The sequence below is a fragment of the Halorientalis sp. LT38 genome, from assembly GCF_037031225.1.
Lineage (GTDB): Archaea > Halobacteriota > Halobacteria > Halobacteriales > Haloarculaceae > Halorientalis > Halorientalis halophila.
Genome location: NZ_JAYEZN010000001.1, coordinates 986793 through 1005690 on the forward strand (window position 1 = coordinate 986793; position 18898 = coordinate 1005690).

Here is an 18898-nt window from a genome sequence, read left to right on the forward strand (position 1 = left end):
CCGACCGGCGATCGACCCTGCCCGGAGAACCCCTTCTTTACGTTTGTGGTATTTCAAGGCGTGAGAACTGGAGGGAACGAGTGAAAACGGGGTAGTGGGAAGGGCTAGTATGGCCGGTTCGCCGTCGGGGGTCGCGCTCGCCTACTACGTGCTGCCAGCGGTCGCCACCGTGCTGCACGCGGTCCTCGCGTACTGGATCCTCCTGCATCACCGCCACCGGTCGGGCGCGAAGTGGTTCGTGATCGCGCTCGCGACGGGCGGGGTCGGGACGTTCGCGTTCTGGCTCTTCATGCTCGCCCCGCCGGGCCCCCTCAAGCTGTTCCTGTTCTACCCGTCGGCGCTGGGCGCGCTCGCCTCCTACGTCGCGTTCGCGGTGTTCGCGGGCCGGTACACGGGGACGGACTACCACCGCCACTGGCTCGTCCGCGCGATGTTCGTGGTTACCCTCGGCGGCTTCGTCGGGATGATGCTCGTCAGACCGTACGTCAACCTCTTCTTCACGAACGTCCATCTGGTCACCGATCCCGTCGTCTACTACAGCTACGACCTCAAGAGCGGACTCCTCGTCATCTACCTGCTGAACTACCTGCTGGGCTTTTACAACGCGTACAAACTGATCCGCTATCTCCTCTCGACCTCGGCGCGGTCGGCCGGGCAGCTCGTGTTGCTCGTCTGCGGGGCGCTCTCGATCGTCCTGATCACGGCCGCGAGCGAGGCCGGCCTGTTCCCCGCGACGGATCTCAATCACGCCCCCTACGCGACGATCCCCTTCATCCTGCTCACGACGTTCGCGCTGTTTCGCTTCGACTTCCTGAACGTGCAACCGGTCGCGCGCAACGCCGTGGTGGAGAACCTCCGCGATCCGGTACTCGTCCTCGACGACGAGCGTCGGATCGTCGACTACAACGCGGCGAGCACCGCGATCTGGCCCGACCTCGGATCCCGCGTCGGCGAGTCCTTCGAGGCCGCCTGTCCGGCGCTGGCCGAGGCCGTCGACCCCGGCGACCCGGACAGGGAGCGGACGGCCCAGGTGACGCTCCCGACCGAGGACGGCGAGCGCCACTTCTCCGTCACCGTCTCGTCGGTCGCACGGACGAACAGGGACGAAACCGAGTGGCTCTCGATCCTCCTGCGCGACGTCACCGCGCTCGAACGGTCTCGGTGGCAACTGGAGAAACAGAACGAACGGCTCGATCAGGTCGCCTCGACGATCTCCCACGACCTCCGTAACCCGATCCAGGTCGCCGACGGCTACGCCGAGATCCTCGAGCGGTTGCTCGGGCCGGACGGACTCGACCCCGACGAGGCGGCCACGGCCGCCGACCACGTCGGCGAGATCCGGTCCACTCACACCCGGATGGAGGCGATCATCGCGGACGTCCTCACCATCGCTCGCGAGGGCAAGACCGTCGACGAGACCGAACCGGTCTCCCTGGCCGCCGTCGCCCGGGAGGCCTGGGACAACGTCGACACGGGCGAGGCGAGACTGTCCGTCACGGGCGATCTGACGATCCCGGCCGATCACAGCAAGTTCCTCTCGATCCTCGAGAACTGCTTCCGGAACGCCGTCGATCACGGGCCGCCCGACGTGACCGTGACGGTCGGCCCCACGACCGGCGGTCCGACCCCGGCGGGCGAGAACGGGCCCGAAGGCAGCACCGGCTTTTTCGTCGCTGACGACGGCCCGGGGATTCCAGCGGAACACCGGGACAACGTCTTCGAGTACGGCTACACCACTAGCCAGGAGGGCACGGGCCTCGGGCTCTCCATCGTGCGGACGATGGCCGAGTCCCACGGCTGGACGGTCGAACTCGACGCCGACTACGAGGGCGGCGCGCGCTTCGTCTTCGCGGAGGTCGGCGGGAAATCCGTCACGGAGGAGCAGCAGACCCGCATCGCGTCCTGACCCGCTCAGTCGTCGGTCGGCGCGGGCGTGACCGGGGCAGTGTCGTCCGTCGGCGTCGAGCGCGGGAGGGTGAAGCGGTCGAGCAACTCGGTCAGGTCCGACGCCGCCGTCGAGAGCGCGTCGGTCCGATCCGCGACCGCGGAGACCGAGGTGGTCTGCTGTCGGGCGGCCGCGGCGACGGTCTCGGCCTGGGCGGCGGTCTCCTCGCTGATCGCCGCCACCTCGTCGACGGTCTCGACGACCTCCTCGGTCGTCTTCGCCTGGTCGTCGGTCGCCGTCGAGATCTCCTGGACGCTCGTGTTCAGGTCGCCGACGACGTCGACGATGTCCTCGAAGTTCGACAGCGTCCCCTCGATGGTCTCGATGCTCTCGGTCACCTGGTCGTTCATCTCGCGGGTCTCCGCGGCCGTCTCGTCGGCCTCGCGCTGGATCTCGGCGATGAGCCCGGACATCTCGTCGGCGGAGTCGCGGGCCGCGTCGGCCAGCGCCTTGACTTCGTCGGCGACGACGGCGAACCCGTCGCTGTCCTGGCCGGCGCGTGCGGCCTCGATCGAGGCGTTCAACGCCAGCAGGTTCGTCTCCTCGGCGATCCCCTCCATCGTCGAGGCCATCTCGTCGATCCGGTCGATCTTCTCGACGAGGCCCTCGACCGCCCCGGCGGCGTCGTCGATCCGGGACTCGACGGCGTCGAGTTCGTCGATGGCCTCGGCCGCGGCCTCCCGCCCAGACCGACCGCGCTGGGCTGCCGCCGCAGCGGTGTCCGCCACCTCGTCCGCAGAGGCGGCGATCTCCTCGACCGTCGCCGAGAGCGTATTCATCTCCGCGGCGATGGACTGGAGCCGGTCGCTCTGGGTCGACGCGCCATCGGAGATCTCGGCCGTCGAACCGGCCACCTCGTCGCTGGCGTCGTCGATCTCGGCCACCGACGAGCGGAGGTCCGTGCTCGTCTCGGCGACCGAGTCCGCGAACCCGGCGACCTCCTCGATCGCGTCGGCCAGCGTCCGCAGGAGGTCGTTGTAGTTCTCGAGCACCGCGGCGTGTTCGCCGTCGGCGGTCTCCACGTCGACCGTCGCCGTCAGATCGCCCTCGCGGGCCTGTTCGGTCGCCGCCGCGAAGGCCTCGGCCATCGCCTCCAGGTTCGCCGACCGCGTCTCCAGTTCGGCCGTCATCGTCTCCAGCTCGGTCGTGTACGACTCGAGCTCCGTGGCCATCGTCGAGAGCGACTCGCCGAACGCGCCGGGGACGTCCTCGTCCAGGGCGGGCGCGTCGAACTCCTGACGGGCCAGCGCGTCTGCCTGCCGGGAGACCGTTTGCAGGTACTCGCTCATGTCCGCGACGGCGTTGGTGAGCGAGCCGATTTCGTCGGGCTGGTCCGACCGCGCGACCGACACGTCGAGGTCGCCGGCGGCGACGGCCTCGACCCGCCGTTCGATCTCCAGGATCGGTTCGACCAGGTCCGTTCGTGCGATCAGCAGCGTGTTCGCGAACGCCACGGCGGCCGCGACGACGAACGCGATCACGAGCGCGAGGCGGACCGGGCCCGAGAAGAGAAACGGGAGGACCGCCTGTGCGAGCGAGATGCAGAACTGAATCGCCACCGCGACGGCGACCTTCCGCTCGACGGAGCCGTTCACGCCGATGCGATCCATCGTGTCCCACAGCATGGTCCGATACGCGTCGAGGACGCTATGCATGTACCTCGAACGTCTTCGGGGAATGGCTTTTAGCCACCCAGTAATTCTCAGTTCGTGAAATTCCTCCCTGCAGCCCAGTTGCAAGCATTCTGTGCGTTATTTCCCCCGAAGTTTCGTATTCACAGGTGAGATTCGGATCGCGGGCGACAGCGAGAACCGGCCGCGGGGGTGCCAGACGATTCAAGGCGCCCCCGCCCGGAGCGGAGGTATGGAGAAGACGCCGACCGGCACCGCCGTCGGAGTCGACGACCCCTACGTCCACGTCGACCGCTGTGACCACCTCACCGACGCCGGGAAGTGCCGGTTCGCGGTCGAGCAGGGCGAGCGCGACCCCCAGTTCGCCGACGCCCGCAGCGCCGAGGACTTCCAGTGTCCGGTCGCCGGCGACCGCGACGCCGAGGGACTGACCGGCCCCTGGGACTGGGCCGACTGCCCGCACTTTCGTTGTCGTGACCACGGGCAGCGAGGCGCGAGCGGAGTGAGCGCCTCGGGCAATGCGAGCGGTGCAACCGCGAGCCGGGAGTGTCTCCGCTGCGGTCTCGAGGAGCGGCGACTGGCCCACGACGACGAGCGGCCCCTGCTGGAGGAACACCACCTCTCCTACGCCGACGCCGCCGAGGAGGCCGGGGAGCCCAGCCACGAGATCACGGTCGTCCTCTGCCGGTGGTGTCACGGCAAGGTCCACGACTCCTGGGCGCGGATCGACGACGACGTCAACCCAGACCCGGAGGCCATCGCCGAGGCCGAGACCCGGCGGGCCCGCGAGCAGGACGAACTGGGGTTTTCGACCGCCGCCGAGCGGTTCGACCGCGACGGCGAGTGAGTCGGTTCCGGGCGACTTATCCGTTCCACCGACCTCTCTCCCGCCAATGACGCGCATCGACGTGGTCGACAACCACGGCCAGTTCACCCACCTGGAACACCGCGCGCTGCGGGACCTGGGCGTGGACGTGGAGCTCATCGACAACACGACCCCGCCGGCTGAAATCGACGCCGACGGCCTCGTCCTCTCGGGCGGCCCGGACATCGACGACATCGGCAACTGCCCGGCCTACCTCGACCTGGACGTGCCGGTGCTGGGGATCTGTCTCGGCATGCAGTTGATCGCACACGAACTCGACGGCCGGGTCGGGGCCGGCGACTACGGCGGCTACGCCGACGTCACCGTCGAGATCGTCGAGGAGACCGACCCGCTGATCGGCTCGCTGGCCCCCGAGACGCGCGTGTGGGCCAGCCACGCCGACGAAGTCAAAGCAGTGCCGGAAGGCTTCGTCCGGACCGCCACCAGCGACGTCTGCGGCGTCGAGGCCATGAGCGACACCGACCGCGACCTCTACGGCGTCCAGTGGCACCCTGAGGTCTCCCACACCGAGGAGGGCGAGGCCGTGTTCGAGAACTTCATCGATATCTGTCAGTGACGGCCGATCGGGGGCGACGTATCCGGTTTTTCGCGGGCTGAGACGGCGGACGTGAGCCCTTTTGCTCCGTACGTATACGTTCGTCTATAGTCAGGCGGGCATCAAGAACTATGACGGAGGGGCGTGGAACCCCAGACGATGACCACGACGCAGGGCGATCTCGCCGGGCTCTCCCGGTACATCTTCCGGGCGCCCAACTGGTACTCGAGTCTCACCTTCGCCCTCGTCATCGCCGCCGTCACCGGCGTCGCCGTCTTCGACGGCCGCTACGTCCTCGCCGACGCCTGGGAGGGCATCTTCTTCGTCGGCCTCCCGACCGTCGCCGCGAGCCTCGTCACCGCCTCCGTCGACCGGTGGCTCGGCGGCCAGTTCACCCACAACCGCGCGTCGCTTTTGGCGCTGACCTGCGAACTCGTCATCGTCGCGGCGCTGGTCGCGGCCGGCCTCGTGAGCGTCCTCTCCGGGCCCGTACAGTCGCTCGTCCTCGGGGAGGTCGTCGTCGGGCCGCTGGGCCAGGAGTTCGTCTTCGACGCGCTGCTGGTGGCGCTTGCCTCCATCTTCGCGCTGCGGCTGTTCGTGATCGTGGCGGTCTCCCGGCACTCGCTGCCCGTCGCGGCGATCCCGGCCAGCGTCCAGACCGTCGCGGCCGCCGTCCTCCTGTTCATCTACAGCGGGACGCTCCGGTATCTGGAGGTCGGCGGCCCCCTCGCCAACTCCTATCTCTCCCGGACCGAAGAGGCACCACCGGAACTGACGATCATCACCCCCGAGGACTTCGTCCTGCTCGCGGCGACCTGTCTGCTGTACGCCGGGGGCGTCTGGCTGTTCCTCCGGGCGATCGACTCGCCGTGGCGGCGCAGCATGGACGTCTCCGTGCTCGATTTCGTCCGCGGGTTCATCGGCCACATCGCCGAGGGGACCCGCGAACTGGAGGACTTCTTCGAGGAGATCGGCGAGGAGGCCGTCGTGCCGGTGACGGTCCTCTGCTTCCGGACCGACGAGGGGGCCGAGAAGGCCCGGTTCGTCCTGCCGATGATCCACCCCGGCCCGATGGGCGAGATCGGCGGCGGGAACCTCCCCGAACGGGTCGCCCGGCGCGCCGAAGGCCTGGCCTTCCCGCCCCACGCGACCGCGGGCCACGACTTCAACCTCGTGACCGAGCGAGAGGTCGACTCGATCCTCGCGGCCGCCGAGACCGCCATCGAGGGGATCGAGTACACCGACGAGGCGTCGGTCAGCGTCCGGACCACCGAGGGCGACGCGAAACTGCTCGGGCAGGCCTTCGGCGACGACGCGCTCGCGGTGGCGACCTACGCCCCGGGCTTCGCCGACGACGTGGAGTACGCGGTCGGCCTCTCGGCCGCCGCCGAGGCCCGCTCGGCCGGCCTCGGCGACGTGATGCTCGTCGACGCCCACAACAGCAACGACGGACTCGAGGGCGACGACCTGGGCCACGTCACCCCCGGGAGCCGGCGCTCCTTCGACATGATCAGCGGGGCCGGCGAGATCGGTGCCACCCTGACCGACGCCGAGCGCGGCCGGCCGAAACTGGGCGTCGCCTGGGACGAGACCCCCTGGGAACCGACCGATGGGATCGGCCCGCTCGGCGTCCGCGTGGCCGTCCTCGAGGTCGGCGACCACCGCACCGCCTACGTGCTCGTCGACGGGAACAACATGGAACCGGGTCTCCGCGGGAAGCTGATCGACGCCATCTCAGGCGTCGACCACGCCGAAGTGATGACGACGGACACGCACATCGTCAACACCGTCGAGGCCGACAACCAGGTGGGTGCGGCCATCCCCGAACACGACCTGATCGCCGTCGTCACGGATCTGGTCGACCGCGCGATCCACGACCTCGAACCCGTCGAGGCGGGCATGGCGACCGAACGCGCCGAGGTGACCGTCTTCGGCAACGACCGGACGGAGACGCTCGCTGCCCACGCCAACGCGATGATCTCCATGGGCGCGACGCTGGCCGCCGCCGTCATCGTCGCCGTCATCACCATCTCGGTGATCCTGTTCGTGCTCGCCTAGCGGTTACCGATTCTGATAACCCGACGGGACGTTTTAAGCCGGGTCACGCCCGAGGACCGGGAAACGGCGGAGTCGCGCGACTCCGACGAACGTCGACGATGCACCCTGGCTCACCCCGCCCCGACCCGGAGCCCGCAGCGCCGGCCGATCGGCTACCGGGTCGGTCGCTCCGGTCGTCGCTGCTGGTCTGTGCACTGGCGATAGCCGTGCTTGCATTCCTGAGCGGCCCGGCCGCGGCCCAGCAGTCGGGAGAGTGTTTCGGGACGGACGTCACCGAGGGCGTCGCCGGCGAAGAAGTCGAACTCTCGATCAACTGCGGCGGCTACGTCCTCGTCGGCGGTGACAAGCCGGTCGACGGCGGCGAGAACACGAACTTCTTCGACGTGCTGTACGTCTCCGGCGGCGGTACGACCACCACCGTCAACACCCGGCTGCTGGGCACCGACCGGTCGGCCTACTCCGGCGGCGTCGTCAGCTACGCCCAGAAGTACGGCCCCGACACCCCGCCCGGCCAGACCAGCGAGTTCTCCGGCCTCACCTTCGAGGACGAGGACGGCAACCAGGTCGCCTCGACGCTCGCGGAGTTCGAAGAGCGGCTCGGCGTCTCGCGCCTGCCCCGGCCCCTCCAGCCCGCTCGGTTCCGGTTGCTCGCGGGACCCAACGCGACCGTCGTCCTCGGCGACGACGGCGTCCCGTACCTCGAGAATCCGCTCGACCGTTCGAACCTCAGGCTGACCGAGCCGAGTTTCGAGGGTGACCTGGGCGTCGCCATCGCGCCGACCGGCGCGGCCGACGAGGAGTTCGCGCCGACGACGAGCCGCGACGAAGTCGCCGTCGGCGACCGGATTCGGATCGACGGGTTCGACACCAGCGGGTTCCGGGGCACGCTCGCCGCCACCGACGCCGAGGGCCTCGACATGCTCCGGGCTGTGAAGGCCTACCCCGAGGGCGTCAACGTCACCATCGAGCACACCAACCCGGGGACCAACGAACCGCCCGAGCAGTTCTCCTTCGACGGGGCCGAGGCCGACGACCTGTTCGTGAGCTACGAGACCGGCGACGAGGAGTTCCACGTCGTCCTCGACACCTCGCCCGGGACGTGGTTCGGCAGCCGAGCGACGCCCGGCGACGAGTTCGAGGTGACCTTCGCCTTCGAGGGCACCGAAGGCGAGCGGTACCGCTTCCCGGACGGCGGCGGCATGCCCGCGCCCTTCAGCGCCGTCTCGGAGAGCGACTCGAGTCTGGGCGAACAGTACCCCTACTTCGAGAGCGGCGAGTCGACCGTCGAGTCCACGACGACGTTCACCGTGGTCGAACCACGCATCGAGTACGACCCCGTCCGGTTGACCCGCGACGGGGAATTGATCGTCGGTGCGAACGGCCAGCACAGAATCACCGGGACGACGACCTACGCGCCGGGGACCGAACTGTCGATCCAGCTCATCTCCCGTGACGACCCGCCGCCGACGACCATCCGGATCGACGACGTCACGATCGCAGAGGACGGGACGTTCCGGACGCCACCGGTCGATTACTCGGTACTGGACCCCGAACACGAGGTCGAAGCGGAGCTGTTCCTCCGGAACGAGCTGTACGATCGCCGCCCGGTCGTCATCGCCCAGGACCCCGCGAACCCGGCCGACCTCGAACTCGCCGACGCGACCGGGGCGCTGACGATCACCGAGGGCGAGACGCTCGCGGGACTCGCCGCCACGGTCCGGAACGTGGGCGTCGACCACGGCAACGCCCGGGTCCTCCTCGACGTCGACGGGGAACGCTGGGGGAACCAGTCGGTGACCGTCCCGCCCGACCGGAACCGGACGGTCGCCTTCGACGGCGCCCGCCCGTCACTGCCACCGGGTGAGTACCCCTACACCGTGCGCCTCGCCGACAGTGATCAGACCCGCTCCGGAACGCTCACGATCCGGGCGGCGGCGACTCCGGTCCCGACCGACACGCCAACCACGGCGGCGCCCACCCCCGAGCCGACCGGGACGGCGACCGGAACCGACGACCCCCCGACCCGGACGGTGACGCAAGAGCGCGTGCCGACGACCGACGGCGGCAACGAATCGGCCGCCGCGGACGACTCCGGCGGGTCGCTCCTGGGCGGCGTTCTCGGCTACCTGGCCGGCGTGGTTCCCTACACCCTCGGCTCGATGGTGCTGGTGATCACCGGGTACGTCGTCGCGCGCGTCGTCGTCGCCAGACGCGGCGGTGAGAGTGCGTCGTGAGAGTCCGGCTGACCGTCACTCGGCGAAGAGGTCGTCGACGGCCGACCGGGCCGCGAGCGCCGCGTCGTCGGCGACCCGCTCCGGGTCGTGCTCGTCCGCCGGCGCGTTGAGGTAGACGTCCACTTCCAGGACGTCGTCCTCGAAGGTGACGGTCACGTCGAGGTCGTCGACGTTCGACTGCTTGTACCGCGAGAAGACGACCCCTTCTGCGGCCTCGGCGGCCGTCTCGACGACGTCCTCGTCTGTCGGGTCGCCCATCTCAGGCGCCGCCGGCACCGGGACCCATCGGGCCGCCACCGCCGCCCGCGCCGCCGAGCAGCTGCTGGAGCTCCTGCTGGAGTTCCTCGAACTGCTGCTGGACGCGTTCTTCCTGCTTTTCGAGCGTGTCGACGCGGACTTCGAGGCTCTCGACGGACTCCTCGAGGTCCTCCTTGGCCTCGCCGTACTCGGTCTTGACGAGGAGTTCGCCGACCTCGCGGTACATCGTCGTGTCCTCGTCGACGTCGTCGAGCTCCTCGAGCGCCGTCTGGGACTCGGTGAGCTGGGTCTCGGCCTGCTGTTTCTGGGCGGCGACCTGCTGTGCGGTCTCCTGGAGGTCCTGTAGCTCCTCGATTTTCTCCTGTGCTTCCGGCGGCAAATTACCCTGCATACTCCGACGGTCGGCACCCGGAGTGAAAAACCCACGCATCTCAGCACCGGCGGGGTCACGGGGACGGACGACGGGCAGGTCGGTCGCGAGACGGCCCGGACGGGCGACCTGGGCGTCTCCGCGGGGCGGTTCGGGGTTCCCCAGAGCGGCTCAGGATTCTGCGCGTTCGGGTCCGTCCACTGCTTCGACGTGTTCGGCCCACTTCTCCACCGTCGGCTGGCCCCAGTAGCGGGCGGTGTGGCTCCGCGGATCGTAGTCGACGATCCCCGCGTCGTCGAGTTTCGGCAGGTGCCGGTGGTGCAGATCGATCGCGAGGCGGTCGCGGTCGACCGCGTCGTCCTCGGACGCGAGGGCGTCGATCAGGTCCGAAAGCTCAGTGACTTCGACGCCCGAGCGACGCAGATAGAGGCACACCCGACGCCGACGCGAGTCGGAGAGCAACTCGAAGACCTCGTCGATCGGCGGCGTCACCGCCGCGCGGTTCGTCCCGAGCGGGTTCGTCACGTTCGGGGAACCCACCGTTCCTTCGGACTGATGGTCGTCTCTCATGGAGGCTACACTGCAACGTCGGACCCCGGTGGCATGAGGGCGATACCTAACTGTCTAGGGTGGCCCGTCGTCGAAGAACGCGGCCAGGAGTTTCCGCTCGGCGTGGCGGAGGTGCTGGTGCAGGGTCGGCGAGGTGATGCCGAGCGAGTCGGCCACCTCCTCGGCCGTGCTGTCGCGGGGCCAGTCGAAGTACCCGCCGAAGTACGCCGCCGATAGCGCGGCCTGCTGGCGATCCGTGAGGTCGTCCGCGAGGTCCTCACAGGTCGTTTCCGCGGGGTCGGGCGGACTCGTGCTCTCGCGTTTCGCCGCGAGCGTGACGCCCCCGAACCGGTCGTCCAGCCGTTCGGTCAACCCGCGCAGGTCGAAGCCGCTGGGCGCGGACGCGTCGACCGTCGTCAGCCCCGCTCTGGACTCGACGTCGACCGGTTCGACCCCGACGCTGTAGAGAAAGGCGGTGAGCGACGACCCGACGCGGGCCTCGAAGACGGCGTGCTCGTCGGTCTCGGTGACCAGTCTGAGGTGATCCGGCGTCGGGACGTGCTCGGCGGCCGCGATGTCGCGGACCGCCTCGGGGCTGGCCCCGGAGATGGCCGCGTAGGTGAGCCGCTCGTCGTCCGCGGCGGCCGCGGAGCCGAGCAACCGGCAGGTGCAGTCGAGTTCGGCCGAGACCGTCGAGAAGAAGGTGTCGGGCCGGTCCAGCTCGAAGGTGACGGCCAGTCGCTCGTCGGACTCGATGAGCTTTCGGTTCTGGGTGGCGCTGATCGCGAACCCGACCATCTCGCCGAGCAGTTCGAAGGCCGTGATCTCGCGGTCGCTGAACGCGCCCCGCCGGTCGGCGTAGACGATGAGCAGGCCGTGTGTCACCCCCCGGTGGTTGAACGGGATCGTCGCGATCGAGCGGAAGTCGTACTCCATGGCCTGCTCGCGGAACGGCTCGGACAGGGGGTCCGAGGTCACGTCGTGGGTGACCGTCACCTCGCCCGTCTCGAAGGTTTTGGCCGCCGGACCGGCCCTTTCGTGGTCCATCTCGACCGGAATATCGACCGCGTCGAGGTACCCGGCGCCGTCCCCGGCCCAGGCCTTGGGTTCGACGACCGCCTCGCCGGGTCGCTCCACGCCAGTGAACGCGAAGCGATACAGCGACGAGCCGCCCAGGCGCTCACAGACGGTCTCCTCGATCTCCTCGGCGGTCGCCGCCGAGGCCAGCGCGCGGATGGTCTCCTGGACGAGTTCGTTGATGCGATTCAACGTCTCCAGTTCGTCGCGCTGGGTCCGCAACTGGCGTTCGTGCTCCTTCCGGTCGGTCACGTCGCGGACGACGCCGACGGTCCCCGCGAACTCGCCGTCTTCTGGCGGGAGCAGCGAGAACCGGTTCTCGATGGCGATCTCGTCGCCGGCGGCCGTCCGGAACCGTCCCTCGACGGTGCCCACCGAGCGCTCCCCGTCGAGCAGCGCCGCGCGCTCGCGCTGGGCCTCCCTGAGGAAGTCCTCGTCGACGAGCGTCCCGTCGCCGAGGCTCCCGACGTTCGTGCCGTAGAACTCCTCCGGATCGTAGCCGAACTTCTCCTCGGCGGCGTCGTTGACCATCCGGAGCCGGTTGTCCGCGTCGGTCATGTAGACCCCGTCGCTCATGGTCTCGACCAGGGTCTCGTACCGCCGAAGTTCCTCGGTCCGTTCGCGGAGCTTCTCCTCGCGTTCGGCCCGTCGGAACGCGGACTCCACGTCGGCCGCGAACAGGCGCCCGAGTTCGCGGTCGGTGTCGTCGAAGGCGTCCGTCTCGGTCGACCCGATCCCGATGATGCCGTAGCCCTCGACGGGGAGCAAGAGCGCGCTCCGCATCGGATCGTAGTCGAACGCCGTCTCCAGGTCGTGGAAGTCGTCGATCACGACGGGCTCGCCCCGTTCGTAGGTGCGCCCGACGAACCCCTCGCCGACCTCGTAGGTGGGCAGCGACTGGTCGAACCGCTCCTCGTCGGTGTCGACCGCGACGGGTTCGAGCCGGCCGTCTTCGGTCTCGAGCCGGACGCCGGTCGAGGAGAACTCGAAGTGGCGCTGTGAGACGGCGGCGGCCGCCTCGGCCACCTCCCGGCGGGTCTCGGCCGCCATCAGATCCCGGGTGCCGCGGTGGAGCCGTTCGAGCAACTCCGCGCGCTCGCGTCGTTCACTGACGTCCCGCACCAGTCCGATCGTCGCGTACTCGTCGTCGGAGACGGTCGAGAACCGCCCCTCGATCGGCAGCCGGCTCCCGTCCGCCCGGAGCAAGTCGCACTCCATGGTCGTGACCGTCTCTCCCGTCTCTTTGAGCGCCGTGGAGAGCTGCCGGCCGCGTTCGGCCGTCTCGGGGTCGACGAACTCGGAGACGTGCCGGCCAAGGAGTTCGTCCCGGTCCGCGCCCACCATCGACGTCATCGCGTCGTTGACCTTGCGGACGTACCGGTCGTCGTCGACGAGATACACGCCATCGCCCAGCGTCTCCAGGAGCGACTTGTACCGCTCGAGGTCGCGTTCGCGCTCGCGCCGATCGCTGATGTCGCGCACCAGCCCGATGGTGGCGTACTCCTCGTCCGTCGTGACTGAAAAGCGCCCCTCGACCGGCAGGCGCGTCCCGTCCTTCCGGACGAGCTCGCACTCGATGGTCTCGACGGTCCGGTCGGTCTCCAGCAGGGACTCGGCCAGCTCCCGGCCGCGTTCGGCGGTCTCGGCGTCCAGGAACTCGGCGTAGTGCATCCCGAGCAGTTCCTCGCGGTCGTAGCCCGTCAGCGTCGCCATCGCGTCGTTGACCTTCGCGAGGCGCAGGTCCTCGTCGAGGACGTAGACGCCGTCCCCCACCGTCTCCAGCAGCGACTTGTATCGCTCCAGATCGCGCTCGCGGGCCTTTCGCTCGCTGACGTCCCGCGCGGTTCCCACGAGGCCCCAGACTTCGCCGTCCTCGTACAGGGGTGCGGCCGTGACCTCGTGGGGGACCGGTCCGTCCTCGGCCGTCTCGACGTCCAGGACCAGCGAGACCTCCTCGCCACACGCGACCCGACCGAGCGCGGTGGCCGCCCGCTCGCGGTCGTACTCCGGGATCAGCGTCAGCGGATCCATCTCGGCGAGTTCCTCGTCGGACTTGCCCACGATCTCGCCGAAGCGGGCGTTCCAGTCGACGAGCAGCCCCGACCGATCGAGCACGTACAGCGAGTCGGTCAGCGTGTCGAGGATGGCCTTCGAGGCGTGGTCCGGTTCGGGCCACTGCTCGCGCTTTTCCGGATCGACCCACCACTCCCCCGAGTGTCGCGCCGCTCGGCTCATCGCTGCTGCCTCCCGCATGCGAGCGTCGCCGCTACCGTCGACGACGATAGTTCGAACATACGGGCCACTAGACGATCAATTTGATAAGCGTATCGCCGAGGATCGGCCCCCGATTCTCGTGCTCCGGGTTCCCCGCGGACACGGCGGGATCGCCGGCCTTCAGGCCGAGGACATGGCGGCCGCGTCGGCGGCCTCGCCGACGCCGACGAGCGTCGCCCAGGTGTTGATCCCGGCCCGGAGCGCGACCAGATCGTCGGCTCCGACCGTCACCGTCACCGTCGATCCGTCGCGGTCGAGGGCGGCCTCGGTTCGGTCGCCAGCGATCGCGCCGACCTCGGGGCGGACGCTGGCCTCGACGATCCGGGCGCGAGATTCGTCCTCGAAAGAAAACTCGAGGACGGCGTCGTGGGCGCGGGCCACGCTAGTTGACGTCGACTTCCTTGACGTCGCGGCTCCGCTCTTTCAGCAGGACGCGGTGGCCGCAGTACGGACAGCGCACGCCGCCGTACTCGTCCAGTTCGACGTCGCGCTTACAGCGGGAACACTTGTAGCTCATTCTTCGTCGTCGGCCAGCGCCGCGCGGATCGAGCGCGTGACCGTCTTGCCGCCGGGGGTCTCCGGGCGGTACGTGCCGCCGGCGAACTTGTAGCCGCAGCGACCGCACTCCCAGATGCCGGTGCCCTGGCGCTCGACGCCGTCCTGCCCGCATTCGGGGCACTCGTGGTCGTCGTTCATGTCGTCCTCGATGTCCGCGACGCGGCGGCGAGCGACGCGGCCGTAGCGAGCGCCGAACCGGCCGGCGCTCCCCGTTCGTGCCTTGTCTTTGGCCATAGTACCGTTCACTCGTGCGAGCGCGTTCATAAACCCTGCGTGTTCGATCGAAATCCGGCGACCCGGGGCCGGGAGGACCCCGCCCCATCGCGCCCGCCCGACCACCCTCTCGTCGCTCTCACTCCCGCAGGCCGGCCTCGTCGAGGGCCTCGTTGAGGTCCGCCCGGACCCGTTCGCCCAGCTCGCGGTCGCCAGCGGTCGTGACCACCCGGTTCTCCTGGACGCTCGAGCCGTCGCGGATCAGCAGGCGGACGTTCCCGTTCGCGTCGGCCCGCGTGGCCTTCGCCCGGACGCCGCCCCGCGATCCCGACCCGCTCGCGTCGATGGGACCCGGGATGATCTTCTTGACGTGGGGGTGGCCCGCGACCGTCTCGATGGCCCGCTGGCCCGCCCGCTCACCGATCAGCGTGGTGTGGGAACCGCCGAGGATGTCGGCCGTCGAGGCCTCGACGACCTCCAGGGCTGGCCGGCCCTTCCGCTCGACGACGGCCGAGACCGGGTCCTCGTCGGGGACGCGGTAGAACTCGTAGTGGACCTCGCCGCGGACCGCCCGGAGCACGGTTCGATCGCCCGTCGCGTACACCTCTTCCGGGCGTTTGCGGCGGATCTCGTCTGCGATCAGGCCGGCGAAGTTGCGCAGCTCGATCACGTCCGTCTCGCCGTCTTCGGCCTCCGGCGTCGTCGTGATCGTCCGCTGGCCGACGACCTCGTCTTCGAGCAGCGTCGTCACCGTCGCCCGATCCCGGGCGAGCTCGAGGACCACGGTGTCGGCGTTGCCCGTCCGGCAGACCAGGCAGTAATCGCCCGGTCGCGCGAGGTCAGCGGCGCACTGCCGGCACTCCATGCGTGTCTCTGGGCGGCTCTCCCGGATAAGCCGGACGGTTCGGAACCCGCTCACCCCAGTTCGGCGGGATCGACCTTCAGGTACTCCCGGAGCAGGACCGTCGCGTAGCTCCCCTTCGGCAGCGAGAAGGCGAAGGTCAGCGGCTCGCGCTCGACCGTCAGGTCGGTTCGCACAAGCACCGCGCGCCGCGTCCCCGTCGAGTGGAACTCCCCGGGCAGGTCGAAGTCACCGGGTTCGATCCCGACCTCGTCGAGCACGTCGCGTTCGATCTCGCCGGGCTCGCCGTCCCCCAGTTCGGTCTCCGTGCCGACGAGCGGTGCGGTGACGAACGCCCGCCCGCGCTCGCAGTGGCGGGTCACCGTCTCCACCCTGTCGGCGTCGACACGCTGGAGCCGGTCGGTGTCGGGGACGGTGATCTCCGGCGGCGCGTCGCTGTCCGTGAAACAGACCACGTCGCCCGCGACGGGCCGATCGAAAGGAAGGCCGCGCTCCAGCCGCTCTGAGAGGATCCGATTGAAGACGTACGACTGGGCGGCGTTGACCAGCAACTGCTGGAGGTTGGTCGGCATGGTCTCCAGGGCCGCACGGAAGTCGTCTGGCTCGGACGCGTCGCGGTCGACCAGTTCGTGCAGCATCGCCCGTTCGTACCCGAGGTATCGGGGCATCTCGTCCAGGGCGTCCGCCCAGTCACCGCCGCGCTCGGCGACCTCGTCGACGCGTTCGCGCGCCGCCTGCGTCTCCTCGGGTTCGCGCTCGGAGGGGCCGCCCACGTAGGCGAGAACCGCGTCGCGCCAGTCCTCGCTGACGACGGCCAGACCGACCTCGTGGGTGACGGGACGCTGGCTGCCGAAGCGCTGCTGGCCGAAGTAGTTGGGGACCGCGACGGTGACGGGACCGTCTCCCGGCGCGCTATCGTCGCCAGCCGACCCGGCGAACGCAACGAGGTCGGCGGTGATCGCCGCGACGGCGTCGGGGCGGTCGGGGTCGCGGACGGTCACCTCGAAGGCGTTGCCCGCCAGGTCGCCGAAGTAGATACGGCGGCCGGTTCGACCCAGCACCTCGATGTCCGCGTCGCCGACCTCGACGGCCGCGACTTCGTCGGGATCGGCGTCGGCGACGGAGAACAACTGGGTCGTCACGGCCCGCTTGTCCTTCGTGCCCGCCCAGGAGATTCGTTCGCGGCTGGCGCCGAGGCCGTCCGACAGCGCGCTCGCGAAGTCGTTGGTGTCCCACCCCGAGAGGGTCGCGCGCAGGAGGACGTGGGGATACGCGCCGGGGTCGGCGTCGATCGGCTCGGGATCGAACGCTTCGATCTCGGTGACCCGGAAGTCCGCCGGCTCGGCGCGCAGACGGCCGCCGACGCCGTCCGCGTCGCTCACGTAGTAGTCCATCCCGACGGCGCGCTCGACCGGCTGGGCGTCCCGCATCAGCGTCCGGCCCCCTGCTCGGTTGTCATGGCGCGGGGTTCGTGCCGACCCGCCAAAAGCCTGGAGATCCGCGTCGGTGAATCGCGAGTCGCGGTGGACGCGCCGGTCAGGCCCGCTGTTCCCCGGTGTCGAGGTAGGTCATCGCCTCCTCGTCGGGGACCTGCGAGAAATCGCGGTAGTGACGGCCGACAGCTTGGAAGTTCCGCGGACGTTCGAGGCAGATCACCCGGTCAGCCTCCGCCGCGAGGGCGTCGACGGTATCCGGGGGGCCGACCGGGACCGCGAAGATCACCTCGGCCGCCCCGGCCTCGCGGACCTGTCGGAGGCAGGCCCGGGCCGTCGCGCCGGTCGCGACGCCGTCGTCGACCACCACGACCGTCTGTCCCGTGAGATCACCGAGCGTCTCGCCCTGACGGTACGCGATGGCCTTCTGGCGGGCGGCGACGGTCGTGTTCGCCCACGCATCGCGGATGTACGCTCCGCTCACCCCGAGACGGTCGATAGCGTCCTCGTTGTACCAGGTGCTCCCGTCGCTGGCGACGGCGCCGATCGCGAACTCCGCGTTGCCCGGGGCGCCGATTTTCTTGGCCACGACGACGTCGAGCGGGGCGTCGAGCGCGTCCGCGACCGCACGGCCAAGGGGCAGTCCCCCGCGCGGAATCGCCAGGACGAGGTCGGTGGCGACGCCCTCCGCGGCGAGTCGCTCCCCGAGGCGCTCGCCCGCCGCGGTTCTGTTCGCGAACATGGTCCGGACAGAGGACGGCCACGAGCAAAGCTCTCCGTGCCGACTCCAGTCGCTCGCGTGCCGGGACGTGGCCACCCGTCTGCGAGACGGCTGCCGATCAGAACAGGGACAGTTCGCCGGTCACGCGGTCGACGGCGTCCTCGTTCCCGGGGCCGACCGCCAGCGCCGTGACCGTACCGGGTTCCAGCTGAGTGTGCCCCGCGTCCCGGACGATGGCGTTGGGCAGCCCCTCGCGTTCGGCTTTGTCGGCCAGCTCGAACAGCTGCTGTTCGCTCTCTCCTTTCAGGACGACCTTCTTCTGGCCGCCGCCTTTCCACTCCTTGCGGGTCCGGTCCGGCGTGTCCTCGTACGCCGAGAGGGAGGCGTGGGCCACCTGCGCGGCGAGTTTTCCCTGTCCCATTCCGACGTCGGTGCGCGCGACGATCGCCTGTTTCATACGACCTCGAAGCGCGGGGTGGGCAATAGGTCTGACCGTCGGCGTCGCGGACCCAATAACTTTAGACGGCCGACTCCGCTGGTTGGGGTATGATCCTCTCGGACGCGGACATCCTCGCCCGGCTCGCCGAGGGCGACCTCGTGATCGAGCCGCTCGAAGACGTGGATCTCCAGGTCCAGCCCGCGAGCGTCGACCTGCGGCTGGGTCGGGAGTTCCTGGAGTTCCAGCACGCGAACATCCCCTGCATCCACCCCAACAGCGAGCAGGAGGTCGCCGAGTACGTCGACGAGACCCACGTCGACGAGGGCCAGGAGTTCATCCTCCACCCCGGTGACTTCGTGCTCGGGACGACCATCGAGCGCGTCGAGATCCCGGCGGACCTGATCGCCCACGTCGAAGGTCGCTCGTCGCTCGGCCGCCTCGCGATCGTCGTCCACGCGACCGCCGGGCTCTGTGACCCGGGATACGAGGGCCAGATCACGCTCGAGCTCTCGAACCTCGGGACGGCCCCGGTCGCGCTGACCCCCGGCATGCGCATCTCGCAGTTGACCTTCACGGAGCTGAAGACACCGGCCGACCGGCCATACGGGGAAGAGCGCGGCTCGAAGTATCAGGGGCAGTCGGGGCCGCAGGCGTCGAAGATTCAGGGGGATCACGAGTTCGGAGGCGACCAGGTCTAACGCGACGGATAGTGGTCCGTCGCGGGAGACCCCGTCGGCGAGAACGAGCAGAGTTCGGAGGCGACCAGGTCTAACGCGACGGATAGTGGTCCGTCGCGGGAGACCCCGTCGGCGAGAACGAGCAGAGTCCGGAGGCGAACAGGTCTGAGCGCCGAAA

18 protein-coding genes are annotated in these 18898 nt (G+C 69.5%); 6 read left to right on the forward strand and 12 right to left on the reverse strand.

Annotation, left to right across the window (positions count from 1 at the left end; translation table 11 throughout):
- Positions 1–109 precede the first annotated feature (109 nt).
- Positions 110–1906: an ATP-binding protein gene (locus U5918_RS05260; RefSeq protein WP_336000010.1), complete on the forward strand. Its 1797-nt coding sequence runs from the start codon at positions 110–112 to the stop codon at positions 1904–1906.
- 5 nt (positions 1907–1911) lie between these two features.
- Here U5918_RS05260 and U5918_RS05265 read toward each other — a convergent pair whose 3' ends face one another.
- Positions 1912–3600, reverse strand: coding sequence for a methyl-accepting chemotaxis protein (locus U5918_RS05265; RefSeq protein ID WP_336000012.1), 1689 nt, complete (start codon positions 3598–3600; stop codon positions 1912–1914).
- Positions 3601–3808: 208 nt separating this feature from the next.
- On the opposite strand from U5918_RS05265, the gene U5918_RS05270 reads away from it, so the two are divergent.
- The 4 genes from U5918_RS05270 to U5918_RS05285 all read left to right on the forward strand — a co-directional run bounded on the left by U5918_RS05270 (position 3809) and on the right by U5918_RS05285 (position 9289).
- On the forward strand, positions 3809–4423 hold the full coding sequence (locus U5918_RS05270; RefSeq protein WP_336000014.1) for a DUF7097 family protein: 615 nt from the start codon (positions 3809–3811) through the stop codon (positions 4421–4423).
- A gap of 46 nt (positions 4424–4469) precedes the next feature.
- Positions 4470–5018, forward strand: a complete 549-nt coding sequence (locus tag U5918_RS05275) for a GMP synthase subunit A (RefSeq protein ID WP_336000016.1) — start codon at positions 4470–4472, stop codon at positions 5016–5018.
- A 138-nt stretch (positions 5019–5156) separates the two neighbouring features.
- The gene (locus U5918_RS05280) at positions 5157–7055 is read left to right on the forward strand and encodes a DUF2070 family protein (RefSeq protein ID WP_336000017.1); all 1899 of its coding nucleotides are present in this window, start codon (positions 5157–5159) and stop codon (positions 7053–7055) included.
- A 98-nt stretch (positions 7056–7153) separates the two neighbouring features.
- Positions 7154–9289, forward strand: coding sequence for a BGTF surface domain-containing protein (locus U5918_RS05285; RefSeq protein ID WP_336000019.1), 2136 nt, complete (start codon positions 7154–7156; stop codon positions 9287–9289).
- A gap of 15 nt (positions 9290–9304) precedes the next feature.
- On the opposite strand, the gene U5918_RS05290 is transcribed toward U5918_RS05285, so the two are convergent.
- The 11 genes from U5918_RS05290 to pth2 form a co-directional block, all read right to left on the reverse strand.
- Positions 9305–9547 (reverse strand): DUF3194 domain-containing protein, encoded by a 243-nt coding sequence (locus tag U5918_RS05290; RefSeq protein ID WP_336000020.1) that lies wholly within the window; start codon positions 9545–9547, stop codon positions 9305–9307.
- 1 nt (position 9548) lies between these two features.
- Positions 9549–9938: a prefoldin subunit beta gene (locus U5918_RS05295; RefSeq protein ID WP_336000021.1), complete on the reverse strand. Its 390-nt coding sequence runs from the start codon at positions 9936–9938 to the stop codon at positions 9549–9551.
- Positions 9939–10088: 150 nt separating this feature from the next.
- Positions 10089–10487, reverse strand: coding sequence for a DUF7344 domain-containing protein (locus U5918_RS05300; protein ID WP_336000022.1), 399 nt, complete (start codon positions 10485–10487; stop codon positions 10089–10091).
- 54 nt (positions 10488–10541) lie between these two features.
- Positions 10542–13778, reverse strand: coding sequence for a PAS domain S-box protein (locus U5918_RS05305; protein WP_336000023.1), 3237 nt, complete (start codon positions 13776–13778; stop codon positions 10542–10544).
- Positions 13779–13937: 159 nt separating this feature from the next.
- On the reverse strand, positions 13938–14198 hold the full coding sequence (locus U5918_RS05310; RefSeq protein ID WP_336000024.1) for a KEOPS complex subunit Pcc1: 261 nt from the start codon (positions 14196–14198) through the stop codon (positions 13938–13940).
- A gap of 1 nt (position 14199) precedes the next feature.
- Positions 14200–14334: a DNA-directed RNA polymerase subunit P gene (locus tag U5918_RS05315; protein ID WP_077205698.1), complete on the reverse strand. Its 135-nt coding sequence runs from the start codon at positions 14332–14334 to the stop codon at positions 14200–14202.
- On the reverse strand, positions 14331–14609 hold the full coding sequence (locus tag U5918_RS05320; RefSeq protein WP_336000029.1) for a 50S ribosomal protein L37ae: 279 nt from the start codon (positions 14607–14609) through the stop codon (positions 14331–14333). The genes U5918_RS05315 and U5918_RS05320 overlap by 4 nt, the downstream gene beginning before the upstream one ends.
- Before the next feature lie 118 nt (positions 14610–14727).
- Complete coding sequence (locus U5918_RS05325; RefSeq protein ID WP_336000030.1) at positions 14728–15453, reverse strand: DUF2103 domain-containing protein; 726 nt, start codon at positions 15451–15453, stop codon at positions 14728–14730.
- 50 nt (positions 15454–15503) lie between these two features.
- Entirely contained in the window at positions 15504–16880 is a 1377-nt protein-coding gene (truD, locus tag U5918_RS05330) for a tRNA pseudouridine(13) synthase TruD (protein ID WP_336000031.1), read from the reverse strand.
- Between the two features lie 106 nt (positions 16881–16986).
- Positions 16987–17625, reverse strand: coding sequence for a phosphoribosyltransferase (locus U5918_RS05335; RefSeq protein WP_336000033.1), 639 nt, complete (start codon positions 17623–17625; stop codon positions 16987–16989).
- A gap of 97 nt (positions 17626–17722) precedes the next feature.
- Positions 17723–18061, reverse strand: coding sequence for a peptidyl-tRNA hydrolase Pth2 (gene pth2 / locus U5918_RS05340; protein WP_336000035.1), 339 nt, complete (start codon positions 18059–18061; stop codon positions 17723–17725).
- 89 nt (positions 18062–18150) lie between these two features.
- Here pth2 and dcd point away from each other — a divergent pair, with 89 nt between their 5' ends.
- Positions 18151–18741 (forward strand): dCTP deaminase, encoded by a 591-nt coding sequence (gene dcd / locus U5918_RS05345; RefSeq protein ID WP_336000037.1) that lies wholly within the window; start codon positions 18151–18153, stop codon positions 18739–18741.
- Positions 18742–18898 lie beyond the last annotated feature (157 nt).